Raw genomic sequence first — 20,870 nt, forward strand, 5'->3', positions numbered from 1 at the left:
CTGGCCGGTGGCGCGCACCAGCTTCAGGCGCCCCAGCTGCACGGTGGCGTTTGGCGCATCGCCGGCATTCAGCGCGGTGATGGAGCCATCGGCCGCAATGGTGATCTCTGCCCCCTGCGGAATGGCGATCGGACCGCCATCACCCATCACGGGATTGCCCTGAATGGTCAACTGACCGGTCGGGCTGATCTGCATGTTGCCGTTGCGGGTGTAAGCTTCGCTGCCGTCAGCGGTACGCACCGCCAGCCAGCCATCCTGCTGCACCGCCACATCGAGCGGGCGCTCGGTGTAGTCGAGCGACCCCTGGGTCATATCCGCACCCGGCGTTGACGCCGCCACCAGAGTACGCGTCGGCAGTGACCAGCCGCTGACCGGCACCGCGCGCAACGCGTTAAGCTGAGCACGGAAGCCCGGCGTCGAGGCGTTGGCGAGGTTGCTGGCGGTGACAGACTGCTGCTCCATCGTCTGACTTGCCGCGCCCATCGCGGTATATATTGCGTGATCCATAAAGCAATCCCGTTAGCGTATTAACGAAGGTTGACCAGGGTGTTAAGAATCTGGTCCTGCGTTTTGATGGTCTGGCTGTTAGCCTGGTAGTTACGCTGCGCAACGATCATGTTGACCAGCTCTTTACTCAGGTCAACGTTGGATGCTTCCAGCGCGCCGGAGGTCAGGTTGCCGTAGGTACCGGTACCCGCCAGGCCGACTGCCGCCTGACCAGAGGAGTTAGTGGCTGACCAGACGTTGTCACCTTCCGACTTCAGACCTTCCGGGTTAGAGAAGCTCGCCAGCACGATCTGACCCAGCAGCTGGGTTTTCTGGTTGGAGTAAGTGCCGGTGATGGTGCCGTCATCGTTGATGGTGTAGCTGGTCAGATCGCCCGGGGCATAGCCATCCTGCGTCGGGTTACCGAAGTTGGTTTTGCCGGTGTTCTGCTGCAGGCTGCCGAGCACGCTTAAAGTGATCGTACCGTTAGCCGCACCGTTGGCACCGGCAATATTCAGCGAGGCCGATGTCTGGCCTAAGGTCGTTGTTCCGCCCTGAGTCATTGACTTCAGCTTACCGCTTTCATCGAAGCTCAGCCCGAAATCGCCGGCAGCCTGACCCGTGGTGGAGTCGATAGCGTGTACGGTCCACTCGTTGTTAGCGGTTTTAACGTAGTACAGATCCAGTGCGTGGTCGTTACCCTGTGAGTCATACACGGTCACGGTGCTTTTGGCGTTGTAGGTATCTACGTTAGTGGTGGTGAAAGCGCCGCCGGTTGGCACTGCATCGGTTGAGTTCAGGTTAGAGACCATGGTCGCCGTGGTGGTCGCGCGCGCGGACATCTGAGTGGTAGGAATACTCAGCGCCACCGGGTTCGCACCGGTCTGGATGGTTGGCGGTGTACCGCTAGCCGGGTAGCCGGTGACGGTCAGGCCTTGAGTGTTCACCAGGTTACGGTTCTCATCCAGCGTGAACTGGCCGTTACGGGAGTAGAACACGCCGCCGCTGGCATCGGTCAGACGGAAGAAGCCGTTGCCGCTCAGCGCGACGTCCAGGCCGCGGCTGGTTGACGTGGTGGTACCGTCGTTGAAGTTCTGAATCACCGCAGCAACTTTAGTACCCATACCGACGTTAGAGCCGGCAAACATATCGGCGAAGGCGATGGTGCTGGATTTAAAACCGGCCGTGGCCGAGTTAGCGATGTTGTTACCAATGACGTCAAGGTTGCTGGAGGCAGCGCCCAGGCCGCTCACCGCTTGTGAAAAAGACATGTAATTTCTCCTGCTAAGGGGTTAGTCAGAGAATCTGACGAATTTCATCGAGGGTCGCGGAGCCCATGGTGCCGAGATCCAGTTTTGCGGTGTTATTCACGGTGCTGATGCCATTGACATAGGCGTAGTTCAGCGGCTGTGCCACCAGTTGGGTGCTGCCATTGCTGGCGGCGAGTGAAACGGTATATTTGCCATCAGGCGCGGTGGTGCCATCGTCCAGCTTGCCATCCCAGGAGAAGGTGTGAACGCCAGCGCTCAGACCGCCGAGATCGATGCTGCGTACTACGCTGCCGTTACCGTCTTTGATGGTGACGCTGGTGGCGGTTGACGCAGTACCCAGCTCAACGCCAAACGGCGTAGTGGTGCCTTTGCCGACCAGCACCTGGCTGCCTTTGATCATCACGCCATGCCCAATCAGCGTTGAACTCTGCAGCGACTGGCTGGTACTTATCTGGCCGGAGATCGAACCCAGCGTGGTATTGAGTTTTTCAATGCCGCTCAGGGTATTGATCTGCGTCAGCTGAGTGGTCAGCTGACTGTTATCCATTGGATTGGTCGGATCCTGGTTTTTCAGCTGGGTTACCAGCATGTTCAGGAACTGGTTCTGCAGCTCCTGCGCACTGTTCCCGGTACCGGCGCTACTGGAGCTGAGTACCGTTGGGTCGAGGTTGTCTTTAATCCCTACTGCAAGACTCATGATGCTTCTCCGTTACTGACCCATGGTGAGGGTTTTCATCATCATTGACTTCACCGTGTTCAGTACTTCGACGTTTGCCTGATAGCTGCGCGACGCGGACATGGTGTTAACGGTTTCTGCCACAACATCGACGTTAGGCATTTTGACGTAGCCTTTCTGGTCGGCCATCGGGTTACCCGGGTCGTAAACCAGTTTGGCCGGCGTTGGATCGTTCACCACACCGGCCACTTTGACGCCGCCGGTTGCCGCACCCTGCGCGGCATCGGTCTGGAAGATCACCTGCTTCGCTACGTATGGCTGGCCGTCCGGACCGGTTACGCTGTCGGCGTTGGCCAGGTTACTGGCGCTGACGTTGAGCCGCTGCGACTGCGCGGTCATCGCCGAGCCGGCGATATCAAAGATATTCAGCAATGCCATGGTTATTGCCCCTGCAGAACACTCATCATGCCTTTAATCTGGCTGCTGATGAGGGTGAGATCGGTTTGATATTTCAGGCTGTTATCAGCAAATTGCGTACGTTCACGATCCATATCCACGGTGTTTCCATCCGCGGCAGGCTGATCGGGAATGCGGTACAGCAGATCCAGTGACGGCTGTGAGTTGGTTTGCGCTTCAATGTGCCGTGAAGACGTAACGTTGAGCGCCAGGCCACTGCCCGCCGCACGGCCGTTCTGCATCACCTTGCTCAGCTGGCTGGCAAAGTCGATATCACGAGCCTGGTAGCCCGGGGTATCGGCGTTGGCTATGTTGGACGACAGGATCTCCTGACGCTGAGCCCGCAAATTTAACGCTTCAGTACCAAATCGCAGCGCGGCATCGAGTTTGTCGAGCATGCTTCCTCCGCGAATGAGAATTTCGAGCTGACAGCTTAATTGGACAAAAGCAAGGGCTATCGTCTGAATAGCAGCAAAAATCACAGCTATTTTTGACCTTGAATTTTTCACATCGCGCGTAGACTCGGTGCCATCTTCATGTCAGGAGGCGTTCATGCGCAGATCGACTTTTTTGCTGGCCACGCTTTGGCTGGCCTTTGCCGCGCCCGGCTATGCAGCCGACCTCAGCGCGCAGCTGACGGCATTTTTTAAAGCGCGCGATCCGCAGCATGCCGCCGGCATGACGGTGGTGGTGCGGACGCCACAGACGCAATGGCCCGCGTGCGAGACACCGCAACTGCTGCTGCCGGGCAATAGCCGCCAGTGGGGTAATCTGAGCATTGCTGCCAACTGCGGGCAGAATCGTCGCTATCTGCAGGTACAGGTGCAGGTGACCGGGCAGTATCTGGTGGCGAATCGCCAGTTAGCGCGTGGCACCAGCGTAGGCGCCAGTGACTTCCGTCTGGAGAGTGGCCGGCTGGATACGCTGCCGGCCCGCGCGCTGATCAACGCGGATAACCTGGTGGATGCCATTGCCCTGCGCGATATTCCGCCAGGCCAGCCGGTAACGACCTCCATGCTGCGTCAGCCGTGGCGGGTGAAAGCGGGTCAAAATGTGATGGTGATTGCCAGCGGAAATGGGTTTAATGCCAGCAGCGAAGGACGCGCGCTGAACAACGCTGGCGCAGCACAAATGGTACGTGTGAGGATGGGAAATGGTCAGGTTGTTAGCGGTCGTGTCGACGCGGATGGGAATATTCTGATATCGCTATAAAGCGTTAAAGAACCCTGTTGTTCTGCCGATAGAGATATCAACAAAGCGATTACGCTATGCTGACTCAGTTGGCTAACCCCCAGCTGACCCTTACAGGAGCACTACCATGAGCATCGACAGAACGCAGCCTTTGAAACCGGTTAGCACTGTACAGACCCGTGACAGCAATGACAATGCCGGCAAAGTGCGCCAGAACGCCGCGCCAGCCACCAGCACCACCACTGAAAACGGTGCGGAAGTGAAGCTGAGTGCCGCGCAGGCACAGCTGATGCAGCCGGGCAGCAAAGACATTAACACAGCACGCGTAGAGCAGCTGAAAACGCCATTCGTAATGGCGAACTGAAAATGGATACCGGTAAGATCGCCGATGCGCTGATTGCCGATACCCGGGCGTATTTAGAAGGCAACTGATCCCGATGGATAATCTGCTGACCACCTTAGAGAAAATGCAGGATGTGCTGGCGTCACTTACCGTGGTAATTGATGAAGAACAGCAGCAACTTTCTGCCGCACAGATCAATGGCAACCTGCTGCAGCGCATAACAGAAGATAAAACCGCGCTGCTGACCACGTTGAATTATCTGGACGAGATGCGCCGCAAAACCGAGAAAACGCTGGGTATGCAGGCGCCGTATGGTGGTCACAGTGATATCGCCCGTCGCTGGGTGAGTATCCAGCAGCATACGCGCCGTTTGCGCGATGCCAATAAGCATAATGGCATGCTGCTGCAACATCAGATGACGTATACCCATGACGCGCTGGCGGTGCTGAAGCCGCATCAGACCCAGGCCTTTTATGGCCCGGACGGATTGGGCAAAGGTCAGGCGACGCTGAGTCGTAAAGGGTAAGTCTGCCACAGGCGACATACCGTGAGGCTGCCATCGATGATGGCGGCCTTTTTCTGTTTGTCTTGCGGGCGAATTGCGGAGACGGCAGGAAAATCGCGCATCTGGCGGCCTTGTGGGCCGCCGCTAAACCACACCGCCGCCGCTACTACGCGGTGGTGCGGCGGGCAAAATCGCGAGGCCGGAAGCCCATCAAACCCAGCATGACAAAGTAGGCGCCGCCGCCGACGGCACAGACCGCTGCCAGACGAATCAGCCGCCACCACATATGCCCCTCTTCCCATGCGGGCATCAGCTGCAGAATGCCCACCAGCGCCGCGGCCATGACAACCACCGCAATCAACAGGCGCACCAGGAAACGCATCCAGCCAGGCTGTGGCTGGAAGATCGCCTTCTTACGCAGCTGCCAGTACAGCAGCGCCGCATTCAGGCACGCCGCCAGACCAATCGACAGTGACAACCCGGCGTGTTTCAACGGGCCAATAAAGGCCAGGTTCATCAGCTGCGTTACAATCAGCGTCACAATCGCAATCTTCACCGGTGTTTTAATGTCCTGACGCGAATAGAAGCCCGGCGCCAGCACTTTCACCACAATCAGCCCCATCAGACCCACAGAGTAGGCGATCAACGCACGCTGCGTCATCGCTGCATCGAAAGCGGTAAATTTGCCATACTGAAACAGCGCCACGGTAAGCGGGCCGGAGAGGATGCCCAGCGCCACCGCACTTGGCAGCGCCAGCAGGAAGCAGAGGCGCAGCCCCCAATCCATCAGGCGTGAATACTCATCGTGATTGCCGCTGGCAAAACTCTTCGCCAGCGACGGCAGCAAAATGGTGCCCAGCGCCACGCCCAGCACGCCGGAGGGGAACTCCATTAAACGGTCAGCGTAATACATCCACGACACCGAGCCCGATACCAGGAACGAGGCGAAGATGGTATTGATGATCAGCGAAATCTGGCTCACCGACACGCGAGAATCGCCGGGCCCATCTGCCGCATCACGCGCCAGACGCCGGCATCGCGCAGGTTCAGGCGCGGTAACACCAGCATGCCAATCTTCTTGAGGTGCGGCAGCTGATAGCACAGCTGCAACAGGCCACCGACCACCACCGCCCACGCCAGCGCCATGACTGGCGGATTGAAGTGCGGCGCAGCAAAGACGGCAAAGCCAATCATGCTGATGTTAAGGAGCGTCGGGGCAAATGCCGGTACCGAAAAACGGTTCCAGGTATTAAGAATGGCACCGGCAAGCGAGGCCAGAGAGATCAGCAGAATGTACGGGAAGGTCACGCGCAGCAGCGAACTGGTCAGCGCGAACTTGTCGGCGGTATCGGCAAAACCCGGTGCCGTGACCACGATCACCCAGGGTGCGGCGACCATACCCAGCACGGTGACCACGGCCAGCACCAGCGTCAGCAATCCGGAGACGTAGGCGATAAACACCCGCGTGGCCTCTTCACCCTGTTTGCTTTTATATTCAGCGAGAATCGGAACGAAGGCCTGGGAGAACGCCCCTTCTGCGAAAATCCGGCGCAGCAGATTGGGCAGTTTGAACGCCACGAAGAAGGCGTCGGTAGCCATACCGGCACCGAATACGCGCGCCACAATGGCATCACGGGCAAAGCCCAGCACGCGGGAAAACAGGGTCATCGAACTGACCGCAGCCAGCGATTTCAGCAAATTCATAATGAGTGGCGCATCCTGAAAAGTGTCGGATAAATGAGCAACTTAGCGCGGACATCCTGCGATGTCCGGCGATAGTCTACTGCCACGGCGGGAAATGACCAGCATTGAGTGTTACAAGGGGTTATTCCTGTTCGGCATCGCGCCACAGCTTCTCGACCAAACGCTGCGCCGCCAGTGCCTGTTCGCCGCTGGTTTCAGGCATCGTCTGATTTTCCACACACTGAATAAAGTGGTGCGCCGCGCCGCTAAAACCGCGCTGCGTCAGATGACTCTGCCACGCGGGCGGCACATCGCTGCGCAGCCCGGAGAGATTCTCCTGCTGCCACTCGCGCATCTCATTAATTTCGATATAGTCGCCCTCGCAGATGGCGCTCACCACTTCACGCTGCGTCCCCGCGCGGCGATGCATGCTGGTGGTGATTTGCAGCGCCCCGGCGGAGAAGTGGTGCTCGGCATAGAGCATCGCGCCCTGTTCACTGGTTTGAATATGGCCGAGCTGGCGCGTCAGTTTGCCGCCCGCCAGCCACAGCGCGGTATCCACCACGTGCAGATAGTCATCCAGCAGGGTGAAACGCAGATCGTTGGGGCCCACGCTGTCCGCGCGATGTTTCTCGATGCGCAGCGATGCCGCCCGCCCCATCTCCGCTTTAAGCTGCTGGTAACGTGGTGCAAAACGGCGGTTAAAGGCGACCATCAGCTTGCGCTTACGCTTATCGGCCAGCGCCACCAGCGCCTCGGCCTGCTGCAGCGTCTCAGCAAGAGGCTTGTCTACACAAACATCTTTATCGGCCAGCAGCAGCGCTTTCACCACCTCATAGTGGCTGGCGGTGCTGCTGTGTACAAAGACGGCATCGCATGCGGCCGCCAGCGTATCCAGTCGGGAGAAGTAGGGTATCCGATAGCTGTCGCAGATCGGCTGGCCCTTCGCCTGATTAGGTGAAAATGCCCCAGCCAGTTGCCAGCCGCTGGCCTGCGCCAGCACCGGTAACCAGGCTTTTTGCGCAATCCCGCCTAGCCCGACCACACCAATTCGCAGCGTCATCTTAAACCTCCCTCTGCAGCAGCTGTTCCAGCTGTGCCTGTAACTGCGCCACGCGCTCCTCAAGCTGCGCCACGCGCGACGGTAAATCATCGCTCTCCGGTGCGCCCGTACTCTCTTCCGCTACTTCGCCTCCGAACAGGTGCATGTAGCGGCTTTCCCGCTTGCCTGGCTCACGCGCCAGCCGCACCACCATCGGGCCGTCATCGCGGCTTATCAGGCCGTTCAGGGTCTGTTCCACTTCGGCCATCTCGCTAAACTCATGCAGACGCCCGCTGCGGGTGCGCAGTTCGCCCGGCGTTTGTGCCCCGCGTAAAAACAGCAGCGTCAGCACCGCCACTTCGGCACTGTTGAGCTGTAAATTGCCAAAGGCGGAGTTACAAAAACGCTGTTCATATTTACTGACGCGCTGACCAAAACCGCTGTTAGCGGTCACCAGGTGCTTTTTTACCAGCTCATCGAGCTGCATCTGCACCTCGTTTTCGCTCAGGTTCATGACAGGTTCACGGTTGGATTTCTGATTACAGGCAGTGACAACGCCATTGAGGGATAACGGATACTGCTCCGGCGTTGTGACCTGCTTCTCCAGCAGGCAACCGATCACGCGCAGCGCCTGCGCGGATAAAGCCATCTTCATCTCATATTCCTTTTATTATTTTTAACGTCGATCCGGGGTCCATTCGCGCCAGGTGAGCGCCGTCAGCACGTGATCCTGCCAGCGTCCGTCAATCAGGAGATAATCCTTGGCATAGCCTCTTTTTCAAACCCCAGGCGGGCCAGCAGATCGCCACTGCGCTGATTGTGCGGCATGTAGTTTGCCATGATGCGGTGGATACGCTGCTGACGCTGCATATAGCGTATGGCGCTCTGCAGCGCTTCAAACATCATGCCCTGCCCCTGCCACTTCTCCCCGAGGGAGTAGCCGAGATAGCAGGCGTGAAAGGAGCCGCGCAGCACGTTACTGAAATTCGCCACACCGCGTACCTCGTGCTCTTCAGGGTCCATCAGTACAAAATAGAACGCGCTCCCCTGCTTATGCATATCCGCAATCAGCCCCAGCCGCGCCTGCCAGCCGGAGGGGTAACAGTGGCTCTCATCGCGTACCGGTTCCCAGGGTTTTAAAAAGGTGCGGTTCTCAGCGTAGTAGTCCGCCAGTCGCCAGGCGTCGCGCTCGTGGACTAAACGGACGACCAGACGGTCGGTGGTGAGCCGCACGCGCGGGCCGGCAGAGCGATAGCCAAACATCATGACTCCTGAAATCCATAACGAAAGAAAGATGTACGCCAGCGGCGACACTTCTCACTATAACCGCCACTCCGGCTGCGGTAAAACCCCGCGCAGCGTCGCGCAGAATTGATTCCTGATGAGGATTAATTTTTCTTCAGCCTGGATAAAAAAATATCATCCTGAAAACGCTATTTTTCCCCCACGGCCAGGCAGAGAATGGACCAACTGGTCACTTCTTCTTCATTTTGCTCAGGATTCAGCATGTCACGGGTTGCGCGGGCACGACGCCTTGGAAAAACGTTTCTTTTAGTGGATAACATGTTGGTGGTGCTGGGGTTCTTCGTCGTCTTTCCCCTGATCTCCATCCACTTTGTTGAACAGCTCGGCTGGGCGGCACTGATGGTCGGTATTGCGCTCGGCCTGCGTCAGTTCGTGCAGCAGGGTTTTGGCATTTTCGGCGGTGCAATCGCCGATCGCTTTGGCGCCCGCCCGCTGATCGTCACCGGCATGCTGATGCGCGCGGCCGGTTTCGCCTGTATGGCGCTGGCCCATGAACCCTGGGTACTGTGGCTGGCCTGTCTGCTTTCAGGGCTGGGCGGCACGCTGTTTGATCCACCGCGCAGCGCGATGGTGATTAAGCTGGTGCGCGCCCGTGAACGCGGCCGGTTCTTCTCACTGCTGATGATGCAGGACAGCGCTGGCGCCGTGCTGGGTGCGCTGATCGGTAGCTGGCTGCTGGCCTGGGATTTCCGCCTGGTGTGCTGGGTGGGTGCAGCGGTCTTTGTGGGTGCGGCGCTGTTCAATGCGCTGTGGCTACCGGCCTGGCGCCTCTCAACTGAGCGTATTGCCATGCGCGAAGGTCTGCAGCGCGTGTGGCGCGATAAGCGTTTCCGCCGGTACGTACTGACACTGACCGGTTATTACATTCTGGCAGTGCAGGTGATGCTGATGCTGCCGGTGATGGTCAATCAGGTCGCGGGCGCCCTGCCGCGGTGAAATGGATGTACGCCATTGAGGCGCTGCTGTCGCTTAGCCTGCTCTATCCGCTGGCGCGCTGGAGTGAAAAGCGTTTCCGGCTGGAAACCCGCCTGATGGCCGGCTTGTTCCTGATGACGTTCAGCCTGTTACCGGTGGGCATGACGGACTCCCTGCCCTCGCTGTTTCTGCTGATTGCGGTGTTCTATCTCGGATCGATTATCGCTGAGCCGGCACGCGAAACCCTGAGCGCATCGCTGGCGAGCGCGCGTGCTCGCGGCAGCTATATGGGCTTTAGCCGGCTGGGGCTGGCCATAGGCGGACTGATTGGCTACTCCGGCGGCGGCTGGATGTTCGATCTGGGGCAGCAGATGGCGCTGCCGGAGCTGCCGTGGATGCTGCTGAGCAGCGTGGGTCTTATCACCCTGTTCGCGCTGTGGTGGCAGTTCCAGCCGCGCCCGGTAGCACCGGTGATTTTCAGCAGTTAGTTTGCCCCTTCAGGTGATCTCTTCCATACTTCCCGCACGACCGGAAAAAGGGTGACGGTTGTCACCCTGAGAACCAGAGGAGAAACGGGATGAAACTCTACATCTACGATCACTGCCCATTCTGCGTTAAAGCCCGCATGATTTTTGGATTAAAAAACCTGCCGGTTGAGCTGATTGTGATGCTCAATGACGATGAAGCGACGCCAAAAAGATTAATTGGTCAGAAGATGGCACCCATCCTGCAGAAAGAGGATGGCAGTGCCATGCCGGAGAGCCTGGATATCGTACGCTGGGTCGATAAGCAGGATCGCGAACCGCTACTGAACGGCAAAAATAATCCGGCCATCAGCGACTGGCTGCGTCACGTTAACGGTTACATCAATAAGCTGCTGATTCCGCGTATCGCGGAGGCCGCGTTTGCGGAATTTGCCACGCCGGAAGCGCGTAATTACTTCCGCGAGAAGAAGCAGGCCAGCATCGGTGATTTCGCCGAACTGCGTAAGCATGCGCCGGGTTTGATTAAAAACATCAGCGACGATCTCCGCCAGCTCGACAAACTGATCGTCAAACCCAACGCCGTTAACGGCGAGCTTTCGGAAGATGACATCCATCTGTTCCCGCTGCTGCGCTCACTGACGCTGGTCGCGGGTATCGAGTGGCCCAGCCGGGTAGCGGATTACCGCGATAATATGGCGAAACAGACCCAGGTAAACCTGCTGTCATCAATCGCTGCATAATCCCTCCTCCGATGAGAAGCGCAGCGTGCGTTTCTCATCTCTCTCCTGGTGACACCTGGCCCTGATTCAGGCACGCTTAGCGCTGTTTTGCCGTACCGTTCAGGATGAGGACATGATGAAAAAGGCGTTTTGTGGGCTGTGCGCCCTGTTTTTTGCCGTGCTGTTGAGCGGCTGTAACCAATTGACGCAATACACGATCAGCGAGCAGGAAGTGAACCAGGCGCTGCAAAAGCGCAACAATTATGAAAAAGATATCGGCGTCTCTGGCCTGGTCAATGCGCATATCGTTCTGAGCGATCTGAGCAGCCAGATTGGCCGTGAAGAGCCCAGCAAAGTTACCCTGTCCGGCAAAGCCAACATTAATGTCAGCTCCCTGTTCGGCCCGCAACAGGCGGAGATGCTATTAAAGATGAAGGCTCAGCCGGTGTATAACGCTCAGGAAGGCGCAATCTATCTGCAGGATCTGGAGATCATTGATGCGCAAGTGCAGCCAGAGAAGATGGCGTCGATCATGAAAACCCTGACGCCCTATCTTAATGAGTCACTTAAGCGCTACTTTAACGAGAAACCGGCTTACGTGCTGAGCTCGGATCGCAGTAAGGGCGAAGCGCTGGCGAAGAAACTGGCGAAAGGGCTGGAAGTTAAACCGGGTGAGCTGGTGATTCCGTTCACGGATTAAACGTGACGGACAGGGGCAGATCGCGTGGCCTGCAGGCTTCTTTAGTGCTGATTAAACTGCACCCGGAGCGGCGACCCGCTGTACCGCCAGTGCACCGAAAGTGTATTCAGTTCTGGCGGCCTTGCGGGTCGCCACTCCGAAAGTCAACCGCGTTAGGTGCTCAGACATAGCAACGATGATGATAAAGCGAAGAAGAGAGCGTGAGGTAAGCCCGGACGTCATCCGGCAGCGATAAATTGTGCGGGGGGATTTGCCAGCCTGCGTTTCATCCCATCGAAAGACAAAGCGAGCCCGCTTTTGCGCCATAGCGGCACGCAGGGTTACCCGAAGAACACGCCTCACCCAATCCGCAGACGAAAACTCGCGTTCCCCCTGGCGACCAAACGTATTATTTACCTGATAAAATCCCGTGCAAACGGTTGCTTGCCCCCTTATGATTACTCCCCGGCCTAAACGCGCCATTTCGTTTCATCTCAGCCGGAGCCCTTTGAATGACAGCCCAACCCCAGCACATCACGATTCGCCGCCCTGACGACTGGCACATCCATCTGCGCGATGGTGCAATGCTCAACGCCGTATTGCCTTATACCAGCGCAGTCAATGGCCGTGCGATTGTCATGCCAAACCTGGTGCCGCCGGTAATCAGCGTCGATGCTGCCGTGGCGTATCGTGAACGTATTCTTGCTGCGCTGCCCGCTGAGCATGCCTTCACGCCGCTGATGACCTGCTATCTCACTGACTCACTGGACCCGGATGAGATTGAACGCGGTTTCCGTAACGGCACTTTTACCGCGGCAAAGCTCTATCCGGCCCATGCCACGACCAACTCCAGCCATGGCGTAACAAACATCGCCTCAATTGCCCGCGTACTGGATCGCATGCAGCAGATTGGTATGCCGATGCTGGTGCATGGCGAAGTCACCGATGTGCATATTGATATCTTCGATCGCGAAGCGCGCTTTATTGAAACTGTGCTGCACCCGCTACGCGAACAGTTTCCGGCGCTGAAAGTGGTTATGGAGCACATCACCACGAAAGAGGCGGCCGACTATGTGGCGGACGGAAATGCGCTGTTAGGCGCTACCATTACCCCGCAGCACCTGATGTTCAACCGCAACCATATGCTGGTTGGTGGCGTACGTCCGCACCTCTACTGCCTGCCGATTCTTAAGCGCAATACCCACCAGGAAGCGTTGCGTAAACTGGTAGCAAGCGGTAACCGTCGGGTATTCCTCGGTACCGATACGGCCCCGCATCTGCGTCATCTGAAAGAGGCGAGCTGTGGCTGCGCCGGCGTGTTTAATGCGCCGACCTCACTGCCCGCTTACCTGACGGTATTTGAAGAGCTCAATGCGCTGGACCATTTTGAAGCCTTCTGTTCAGAGAACGGCCCGAACTTCTACGGCCTGCCGCTTAATGAAGGCACCCTGACGCTGGTGCGTGAATCCTGGACCGTGCCAGAGCGTATCGCCCTCGCTGACGATACGCTGGTGCCCTTCCTCGCCGGCGAAACGCTGAACTGGCGTATCAAAGAATAAATTTTTGCCGCTTGCCTTCGGGGTAATAATACTGTACAAATAAACAGTAAATTACTCCGGAGGCGTGTATGCGTGTTGAAATTACCGTAGCAAAAACTAAGCCCCTTCCTGACGGTGCGCTTGATGCGCTCAGCGCCGAACTGACGCGCCGTATCACACACGATTTTCCTGACGATAACCATCACGTAAAAGTCCGTTACGCCGGCGGCAACCAGCTTAGCGTCTTCGGCGGCTGCAAAGAGTCCCGGGATCGCATTACCGATATCCTGCAGGAGACCTGGGAGAGCGCCGACGACTGGTTTATTACCGATTAACCGCCACTGTGCCGTTTTTGCCGGGTTTCGCCACCCGGCTTTTTTTGTTTCTGTTTCCCTCTCGCCAGAAAAACAGCCGCCATCTAGACTGATGTTAAACGATCCCCTATTCTTGCCTCGCCATGCTTACAGGAGATGTTTGACTCATGACCAATGAAAAACCAGAAGAGGCAATGACGTTTGGCGAATTACTGGCCTTCATTGCCGAGCAGCAGCGCCGGTTAACCGTACTGGAGAATGCCTTCGCCAGCCTCACCTTCTGTCTGGACGACCGTGCCAGCCAGTTACTGGTGCATAATCTGTTACTTGAAGCGCAAAACCAGAACTATGACGCACAGTTACAGCAGCATTTTGCCCGTCTGGCGGAGGAGATTCAGAAGCGTAATGGTCAGCTGCCCGCTGAGCCGCAAGCCTGAATTCAGACATTTTACCTCTCCCCTGACGGCCTAAAGTTTTATCCTTAAATAGCCGATAATCCTGTTGAAGTGATGCACCGGTAACACAATAAAATGCCCGACAGCGCGGGCGTTTTATTATTTGCCAAAAGCTCACTTTACGAAGCATTTATTTTGTTCTCTTTTTAATCGCCACACTTTTTCACTAATGCACTGTTAATTTCATGTTATAATTAACCCGCTAGTGCAAGTAACAGCCGCATTGAACCTCAAGAAGCACTTCGTTTAACGAGTAATAAGGAGGTTATAATGGACAGAAATAAAGACGTCATTCAGACTCATCCGCTGGTGGGATGGGATATCAGCACCGTTGACAGTTATGACGCCATGATGATCCGCCTGCACTCGCTATCATCGCAGGATCAGAAAGAAGAAGAAGCTGACGTGGGCCCAACATACTGGCTTACCACCGACGTAGCCAGACAGTTCATCTCTATACTCGAAGCTGGCATTGCAAAGATTGAGTCCACTGAGCAATACCTACGCGATAATCAAAAGCACTAATCTCTGCCATCGCGTGAAAGGGCACCCAACAGGGTGCCTTTTTCATGGGCCCTCTCTTTTGGTATGCTGTTGAAAAATTTCGCCGTTTTGCAGGAGTAGTGTCGTCATGATTTATGATCTGATTGTGGTGGGAAGTGGTTCAGTGGGCGCGGCTGCCGGGTTTTATGCGACTCAGGCGGGGTTATCGGTGCTGATGATCGACAGCGCCCATCCTCCTCATAATCAGGGAACACATCATGGCGAAACCCGCCTGATTCGCCATGCCTACGGCGAGGGCGAGCGGTATGTGCCGCTGGTGCTGCGCGCGCAGGCGTTGTGGGATGCGCTGGAGCGCCAGAGCGGCGAGCGCATTATGCATCGCAGCGGCATTCTTAATCTCGCCCCGCTCACCTCCTCCTTTATTCAAAACGTTATCGATAGCGCGAAAGCCTGGCAGCTGGATGTAAAGATCCTGCAGGCTGATGAAGTGCGCAAACGCTGGCCGCAGTTCAGCGTGCCGGATGGTTATATTGGCGTATTTGAACCCAACTCCGGTTTTCTGAAGTGTGAACAGGCGGTGCGCAGCTGGGTCCAGCTGGCAGAGCAAGCGGGCTGTGCGCAGCTGTTTAACTGCCCGGTCACTGAAATTGGTCGCGAGGGCGATTTGCAGCAGGTTACCACCAGTGATGGCGTCTTCCGCGCGCGTAAATTGCTGATCAGCGCCGGCACCTGGGTAAGCCAGCTGGTCAGCGATTTGCCTGTTACTCCGGTACGTAAAATTTTCGCCTGGTATCAGGCCGATGGGCGCTACAGCGAAAATAATCAGTTTCCGGGTTTTACCGTTGAGATGCCCAACGGCAGCCATTTCTACGGCTTCCCGGCGGATAACAATGCGCTGAAAGTGGGCCGGCACGATGGTGGTCAGCAGATGCAAACGCCAGCGGACCGCAAGCCGTTTGGCACGGTAGCGGCTGACGGCAGTGAAGCGTTCGGCTTCCTGCGTCAGTTCCTGCCCGGCGTTGGCGTCTGCCTGCACGGTGAAGCGTGCAGTTATGACAATACGCCCGATGAGGATTTCATCATTGATACGTTGCCAGGCGAACCAAACCGCTTAATCATCACCGGTCTCAGCGGCCACGGCTTTAAATTCGCCAGCGTTTTGGGTGAGCTGGCCAGTGAGTTTGCGCAGAATAAACCCTTCTCCTTTGATTTATCGCCCTTCTCATTAACGCGTTTTGCCTGAAATGGCGCCGCCGGTGCGTCTGACGCATCGGCTCCTTTACTTTTATTGACCGCCACTGACAAAAATTGACACTTGAGCCCGTTTTTTGCCGCATTTGGTGTAGTAATGTCCGGTATTTATTATTCCGTTGCCGGTACGTTACTGGCTATTCAGAAAAACTGAATTAAACCGCAAATTATTACCTCTTAATTCTGAACACGCGCTTTTGAATTTATAGAAAAGTAAGGCCGGTTGCTTTTTTATTTCAGGTTGTAGATTCTCATTACCACTTATTTCACTCATACGGCTTTATATTATGTGGCGCAATTCTCCACAGCACTATGGTGCGCTCACCCTGCTTTTACACTGGACAATGGCGCTGACTATTTACGGTATGTTTGTGCTGGGTTTATGGATGGTAGGTTTGGGATATTACGATGGCTGGTATCACAGCGCGCCGGAAATTCATAAAGGCATCGGTATTATCCTGTTTGCGGCACTGCTGCTGCGCCTGTGCTGGCGCGTGATATCCCCTGTGCCCGCACCGCTCGCCAGCTACTCTCCCACCGTCCGTCGTGCTGCAACGGCCGCACACGGCTTGCTCTACGTGTTGCTGCTGGTACTGCTGCTTAGCGGCTACCTGATTTCAACCGCTGACGGCAAGCCAATCTCTGTATTTGGCTGGTTTGAGGTGCCGGCACTGTTCAGCGGTGCCGGACAGCAGGCGGATCTGGCGGGCGATATCCATTTGTGGCTGGCCTGGAGCCTGGTACTGCTCTCTGCGCTGCACGCGCTGGCAGCACTGAAACACCATTTTGTCGATCGCGACACTACGCTAAAACGGATGCTCGGTTATCGCATCCCCTTAACCTCTGAAAAGGAGAAGTAACATGATCAGGAAAACCCTGCTGGCAGTGAGCGCGGCTGCGCTGCTGGCCACCAGCCTCAACGCCAGTGCGGCGGAGTATAAGTTTGATAAAGAGGGGCAGCATGCGTTTGTCCAGTTCCGCATTCAGCATTTGGGTTACAGCTGGTTATACGGCAGCTTTAAAGATTTCGATGGCGGCTTTACCTTTGATGAAGCCAATCCGTCCGCAGATAAAGTCAACGTAACCATCAATACCACCAGCCTGGATACTAATCATGCCGAGCGTGATAAACATCTGCGCAGCGCTGATTTCCTCAACACGGCAAAATTCCCGCAAGCGACATTCACCTCAACGGAGGTAAAAAAAGAGGGTAAAGATTATAAAATCACCGGTAATCTGACTCTTAACGGTGTGACGAAACCTATCACGCTTGATGCGCACCTGATGGGCGAAGGCAAAGATCCGTGGGGCGGTTACCGTGCTGGTTTTGAAGCGAGCGGCGAAGTGGTACTGAAAGAGTTTAATATCAGCAAAGATTTGGGTCCGGCTTCACAGAAGGCCGAGCTGATTATTTCCGTAGAGGGCGTGCGTCAATAACGGAATCAGCCTGACGCAATGTGTTGCGTCAGGCTATGTTGCATTAATTTTTATCCGGCGCAGGAATTGCCATGGTCATGTTTAGCAGGCCACGCGACTTATTAAACACCTTGTTGCCGTTCTCACGGCCGGCGCGACGGGCGCGCTGCTCTTCCGGTGAGAGTTTCGCCTCTTCCATGCAGATTGGACTACAGCAGTTGTGATACTTCTCAGCACAGCTCGGGCACTGAATAAACAGCAGATGGCAACCGTCATTGACGCAGTTGGTGTGGCTGTCGCACGGCGTGCCGCACTGATGGCAGCTGGAGAGAATATCCTCCGTGATGCGCTCGCCCATACGCTCATCGAATACAAAGTTTTTACCTTTGAAGCGCACCGGTAAACCCTGCTCACGCGCGCGGCGCGTGTACTCAATGATCCCGCCTTCGATGTGATAAACGTCATCAAAGCCGTTGTGCTTCATCCACGCACTGGCCTTCTCACAGCGAATCCCGCCGGTGCAGTACATGACGATCTTTTTATCTTTTTGATCCTGCAACATATCCACGGCCATCGGCAGCTGATCGCGGAAGGTATCGGCCGGCACTTCCAGCGCATTATCAAAATGGCCCACTTCGAACTCATAGTGGTTGCGCATATCCACAAATACCGCATCAGGATCGTCCAGCAGTGCGTTAACCTGGTCCGCTTTCAGGTAGTTACCGACGTTACTGGCATCAAAGCTGCTGTCGTCAATACCGTCAGCCACGATGCGGTCGCGCACTTTCAGGCGCAGCACCCAGAAGGATTTGCCGTCATCATCCAGCGCGATGTTCATGCGCAGGTTATCCAGCGCCGGATCAAAGGCATAGAGCATCGCTTTCATCGCCTCAAAGCGACTGGCAGGTACGCTGATCTGGGCATTGATCCCTTCATGCGCCACGTAAACGCGGCCAAAGACTTTAAGCTGGGTTAATGCGATATAGAGACGATCGCGGAAGGCCCGTGGATCGGCAATCTGGAAATATTTATAAAAAGAGACTGTGGTACGCGGCTCGGTCTCGGCCAGCATACGATCTTTCAGCTCTTTATTGGAAACGAGGTTGTGTAACACTGGCATGGTGAACACCTGTTAGCAATCAGAGAAATTTAGCGCGCACATGATACCTGAATTACACAGGATGCAAAGTCCCTGGTGCAATTCTCCTGCCGATGAGAGGTAAGTACGTTTTTCTGCGCTATGATTGCAGTTTCGTGCGCAAACATGCTGCTGTGCGCCTGACTGCAGGCGATGGCGGATTTCAGTCAGCGAGAAAAAATGGCATAATCGCGCCAAATAACAGAAACCGGACTCTCTGGCACAAGACGCAGGATACTGACATTTCCATGACGCAACTTCCGCAATTTTCCCGTGAACTTCTTCATCCGCGCTACTGGCTGACGTGGATTGGCATCGGTTTTCTCTATCTGCTGGTCCTGCTGCCCTATCCTGTGCTGCACACCATTGGCTGCGGACTGGGGCGCATCGCCATGCGGTTTATGACGCGTCGCGTAGAAGTTGCGCAGCGCAATCTGGCGCTGTGCTTTCCGGATATGCCCACCAGCGAGCGTACCTCGATGGTAAAACACAATTTTGAGTCAGTCGGTATGGGGCTGATCGAGACCGGCATGGCGTGGTTCTGGCCAGACTGGCGCATCCGTAAATGGGTAGCCACCAGCGGACTGGAGCATGTGGCGAACGCCCTGGCGGAGAAGCGCGGCATTTTGCTCATCGGCATGCACTTCCTCACGCTGGAGCTGGGCGCACGCGTTTTCGGCATGCACAATCCGGGAATTGGCGTCTATCGCCCGAACGACAATAAACTGCTCGACTGGCTGCAAACCTGGGGCCGGATGCGCTCCAACAAGAGCATGCTGGATCGTAAAGACCTGAAAGGCATGATTCGCGCCATGAAGAACAACGACATCATCTGGTACGCGCCCGATCACGATTACGGCCCGCGCAGCAGCGTGTTCGCCCCGTTCTTCGCCGTGCAGGAGGCTGCCACCACAACCGGTACCCATATGCTGATCCGCCTCGGCAACCCCAGCGTGATACCGTTCCTGGCGCGCCGTCTGCCGAACGCGCGCGGCTACGAGCTGAAGATGATGCCGGACATCCGCGCGAAGTTCTCTCTGGAGAGCGAGCTGGATACCGCTACCGTGATGAACAAGGTGGTAGAAGAGACTGTGCTGCTGGCACCGGAACAGTATATGTGGCTGCACCGCCGTTTCAAAACACATCCGGAAGGTCAGCCTTCACGCTATTGATGTGGCGCGGAGCACAACCTGTGCTCCGCCTCTTACTCTCTGCGCACGGTTACAACAGCGTTGAGACTGCAATCCGATTAATCCTGGCGAGATAAAAACGAAGCTGCGGTGCCATTTTTTTTCAGACAACAGCAGCAAATTCTCTCTGTAAGGATCAATTATTTTATGCTTTCCGGCGGAATAGAATAATAACGCGCTACCTTTAATAAGCTATTTCGTTATTCGCTAAAGTCTGCTTTATCATTCACGTTACTCTGCTGCGGTCCTGTTTTACTTTAAATCCAGGCCTTTTCCTATTTAACAATGCTTGATGATGTGAGCCTGCTAATCAATGCAATAAAATTAACTGAATAAACAGAGGGTTGCTCTGATATCTTCGTCACATATTCTTTTTAACTTCAAGAGAACATTTCTTTATGCATTTCTGGAATTGGTTCATGAAATCGATTGCAGTTAATTTCGGAAGCGACAGTTATTTAATAACTGCACATTTAAAAATTATAAAAAGATTACACACAGCATATCTCTCAGGACACATAATATGAATAAAGGCATCTATTACTACGTAACGATCGCTACCGATCAGGAAGGTTATCACTTACTGCATCGGCAAGAGTGTAAACGTCTGCCCGCTAAGCAGGACATGATATTTATCGGCACGCTCTATAATTTAAATCAGGCGTTATCGACCGCGCGCATTAATTTTAAAAAGGTGAAGCCCTGTATTAAATGCTGTATTCGTTATTCGTCGCCGGTTATTCGTGAATCTGTCCGCCCGGTACATCACTTTCCGCAAAAAATGATTTAGCCGGATCGGGCGGATGGTTTTTATCCATTCGCCCGCTCTTTGTCGCTCCCTGCCCTGCGCGCCGCGATTTTTCGTCTATCCTTCTGAGAAATCCCCTTTAAACAGACACGGAGTTGATGATGAGCCTGTTCAGTACCTTAGAAGAAGCGATTGAAGCTGCACGCGAAGAGTTCCTTGCCAGCCAGCCGGATGTGGCCGAAGAGGATGCCAGCGTTAGCCAGTTTGCGCTGCAGAAGTACGTTATGCAGGATGGCGATATCATGTGGCAGGCAGAGTTCTTTGCCGATGAAGATGAACAGGGTGAGTGCCTGCCGATATGCAGTGGTGAAGCCGCGCAGGCGGTGTTTGATGGCAACTTCGATGAGATCGAACTGCGCCAGGAGTGGCAGGCGGAAAATACTCTGCACGAATGGGATGAGGGTGAGTTCCAGCTGGAGCCGCCGCGTGACCTTGAAGAGGGTGAAGCCGCAGCGCAAGAGTGGGAAGACGACAACAGCCCGTCTGATAACCGGGCGTAA

Annotated in this window: 22 protein-coding genes and 4 pseudogenes; 16 read left to right on the forward strand and 10 right to left on the reverse strand. The window is 55.6% G+C overall.

What is annotated here, in order from left to right:
• From HA48_RS01370 to flgB, 5 genes are all read right to left on the reverse strand, one after another.
• Positions 1-507 (reverse strand): flagellar basal body rod protein FlgF (locus tag HA48_RS01370; RefSeq protein ID WP_139807972.1); only part of this gene is annotated, 507 nt, incomplete at its 3' end.
• 20 nt (positions 508-527) lie between these two features.
• Positions 528-1,757: a flagellar hook protein FlgE gene (gene flgE, locus HA48_RS01375; protein ID WP_128599447.1), complete on the reverse strand. Its 1,230-nt coding sequence runs from the start codon at positions 1,755-1,757 to the stop codon at positions 528-530.
• A 25-nt stretch (positions 1,758-1,782) separates the two neighbouring features.
• The gene (gene flgD, locus HA48_RS01380) at positions 1,783-2,454 is read right to left on the reverse strand and encodes a flagellar hook assembly protein FlgD (protein ID WP_128599448.1); all 672 of its coding nucleotides are present in this window, start codon (positions 2,452-2,454) and stop codon (positions 1,783-1,785) included.
• Between the two features lie 12 nt (positions 2,455-2,466).
• Positions 2,467-2,871 (reverse strand): flagellar basal body rod protein FlgC, encoded by a 405-nt coding sequence (gene flgC, locus HA48_RS01385; protein ID WP_128599449.1) that lies wholly within the window; start codon positions 2,869-2,871, stop codon positions 2,467-2,469.
• 2 nt (positions 2,872-2,873) lie between these two features.
• On the reverse strand, positions 2,874-3,287 hold the full coding sequence (gene flgB / locus HA48_RS01390; RefSeq protein ID WP_128599450.1) for a flagellar basal body rod protein FlgB: 414 nt from the start codon (positions 3,285-3,287) through the stop codon (positions 2,874-2,876).
• Between the two features lie 154 nt (positions 3,288-3,441).
• On the opposite strand from flgB, the gene flgA reads away from it, so the two are divergent.
• The 3 genes and pseudogenes from flgA (at position 3,442) to flgN (ending at position 4,949) form a co-directional block, all read left to right on the forward strand.
• Positions 3,442-4,101 (forward strand): flagellar basal body P-ring formation chaperone FlgA, encoded by a 660-nt coding sequence (gene flgA, locus HA48_RS01395; protein ID WP_128599451.1) that lies wholly within the window; start codon positions 3,442-3,444, stop codon positions 4,099-4,101.
• Between the two features lie 106 nt (positions 4,102-4,207).
• A pseudogene (gene flgM, locus HA48_RS01400) lies at positions 4,208-4,512 on the forward strand (flagellar biosynthesis anti-sigma factor FlgM).
• A gap of 5 nt (positions 4,513-4,517) precedes the next feature.
• Positions 4,518-4,949: a flagellar export chaperone FlgN gene (gene flgN / locus HA48_RS01405; RefSeq protein WP_128599452.1), complete on the forward strand. Its 432-nt coding sequence runs from the start codon at positions 4,518-4,520 to the stop codon at positions 4,947-4,949.
• Positions 4,950-5,094: 145 nt separating this feature from the next.
• On the opposite strand, the pseudogene murJ reads toward flgN, so the two are convergent.
• The 4 genes and pseudogenes from murJ to rimJ form a co-directional block, all read right to left on the reverse strand.
• Positions 5,095-6,632: pseudogene (gene murJ, locus HA48_RS01410) on the reverse strand (murein biosynthesis integral membrane protein MurJ).
• 121 nt (positions 6,633-6,753) lie between these two features.
• Complete coding sequence (locus HA48_RS01415) at positions 6,754-7,674, reverse strand: Gfo/Idh/MocA family protein (RefSeq protein ID WP_128599453.1); 921 nt, start codon at positions 7,672-7,674, stop codon at positions 6,754-6,756.
• A gap of 1 nt (position 7,675) precedes the next feature.
• Positions 7,676-8,308 carry a DUF480 domain-containing protein gene (locus tag HA48_RS01420; protein ID WP_128599454.1) on the reverse strand — a complete coding sequence of 211 codons (633 nt, stop codon included), beginning with the start codon at positions 8,306-8,308 and terminating at the stop codon, positions 7,676-7,678.
• A 21-nt stretch (positions 8,309-8,329) separates the two neighbouring features.
• Positions 8,330-8,916 (reverse strand): annotated as a pseudogene (gene rimJ / locus HA48_RS01425) (ribosomal protein S5-alanine N-acetyltransferase).
• A gap of 243 nt (positions 8,917-9,159) precedes the next feature.
• On the opposite strand from rimJ, the pseudogene mdtH reads away from it, so the two are divergent.
• The 10 genes and pseudogenes from mdtH to HA48_RS01475 all read left to right on the forward strand — a co-directional run bounded on the left by mdtH (position 9,160) and on the right by HA48_RS01475 (position 17,255).
• A pseudogene (mdtH, locus tag HA48_RS01430) lies at positions 9,160-10,361 on the forward strand (multidrug efflux MFS transporter MdtH).
• A gap of 89 nt (positions 10,362-10,450) precedes the next feature.
• Positions 10,451-11,098, forward strand: a complete 648-nt coding sequence (grxB, locus tag HA48_RS01435) for a glutaredoxin 2 (RefSeq protein WP_128599455.1) — start codon at positions 10,451-10,453, stop codon at positions 11,096-11,098.
• A gap of 115 nt (positions 11,099-11,213) precedes the next feature.
• Entirely contained in the window at positions 11,214-11,777 is a 564-nt protein-coding gene (locus HA48_RS01440) for a lipoprotein (RefSeq protein ID WP_128599456.1), read from the forward strand.
• A 491-nt stretch (positions 11,778-12,268) separates the two neighbouring features.
• Positions 12,269-13,315, forward strand: a complete 1,047-nt coding sequence (gene pyrC / locus HA48_RS01445) for a dihydroorotase (protein WP_128599457.1) — start codon at positions 12,269-12,271, stop codon at positions 13,313-13,315.
• Between the two features lie 68 nt (positions 13,316-13,383).
• Entirely contained in the window at positions 13,384-13,629 is a 246-nt protein-coding gene (gene dinI, locus HA48_RS01450) for a DNA damage-inducible protein I (RefSeq protein ID WP_128599458.1), read from the forward strand.
• Positions 13,630-13,775: 146 nt separating this feature from the next.
• Positions 13,776-14,045: a hypothetical protein gene (locus HA48_RS01455; RefSeq protein WP_128599459.1), complete on the forward strand. Its 270-nt coding sequence runs from the start codon at positions 13,776-13,778 to the stop codon at positions 14,043-14,045.
• Between the two features lie 288 nt (positions 14,046-14,333).
• Positions 14,334-14,588, forward strand: a complete 255-nt coding sequence (bssS, locus tag HA48_RS01460; RefSeq protein WP_013508627.1) for a biofilm formation regulator BssS — start codon at positions 14,334-14,336, stop codon at positions 14,586-14,588.
• Positions 14,589-14,694: 106 nt separating this feature from the next.
• Positions 14,695-15,810, forward strand: a complete 1,116-nt coding sequence (solA, locus tag HA48_RS01465; RefSeq protein ID WP_128599460.1) for an N-methyl-L-tryptophan oxidase — start codon at positions 14,695-14,697, stop codon at positions 15,808-15,810.
• Between the two features lie 292 nt (positions 15,811-16,102).
• On the forward strand, positions 16,103-16,678 hold the full coding sequence (locus tag HA48_RS01470) for a cytochrome b (RefSeq protein ID WP_208613094.1): 576 nt from the start codon (positions 16,103-16,105) through the stop codon (positions 16,676-16,678).
• Between the two features lies 1 nt (position 16,679).
• Complete coding sequence (locus tag HA48_RS01475; protein WP_162288091.1) at positions 16,680-17,255, forward strand: YceI family protein; 576 nt, start codon at positions 16,680-16,682, stop codon at positions 17,253-17,255.
• A gap of 43 nt (positions 17,256-17,298) precedes the next feature.
• On the opposite strand, the gene trhO is transcribed toward HA48_RS01475, so the two are convergent.
• Positions 17,299-18,354, reverse strand: a complete 1,056-nt coding sequence (trhO, locus tag HA48_RS01480) for an oxygen-dependent tRNA uridine(34) hydroxylase TrhO (RefSeq protein ID WP_128599462.1) — start codon at positions 18,352-18,354, stop codon at positions 17,299-17,301.
• 266 nt (positions 18,355-18,620) lie between these two features.
• Here trhO and HA48_RS01485 point away from each other — a divergent pair, with 266 nt between their 5' ends.
• The 3 genes from HA48_RS01485 to HA48_RS01495 all read left to right on the forward strand — a co-directional run bounded on the left by HA48_RS01485 (position 18,621) and on the right by HA48_RS01495 (position 20,870).
• Positions 18,621-19,544 (forward strand): Kdo(2)-lipid IV(A) acyltransferase, encoded by a 924-nt coding sequence (locus HA48_RS01485; RefSeq protein ID WP_128599463.1) that lies wholly within the window; start codon positions 18,621-18,623, stop codon positions 19,542-19,544.
• Between the two features lie 541 nt (positions 19,545-20,085).
• On the forward strand, positions 20,086-20,352 hold the full coding sequence (locus tag HA48_RS22350) for a hypothetical protein (protein WP_128599464.1): 267 nt from the start codon (positions 20,086-20,088) through the stop codon (positions 20,350-20,352).
• 119 nt (positions 20,353-20,471) lie between these two features.
• A complete protein-coding gene (locus HA48_RS01495) occupies positions 20,472-20,870 on the forward strand; it encodes a MysB family protein (protein ID WP_128599465.1) in 399 nt (132 codons plus the stop codon).

It is taken from the genome of Pantoea wallisii, assembly GCF_002095485.1.
Taxonomy (GTDB): Bacteria; Pseudomonadota; Gammaproteobacteria; order Enterobacterales; family Enterobacteriaceae; genus Pantoea; species Pantoea wallisii.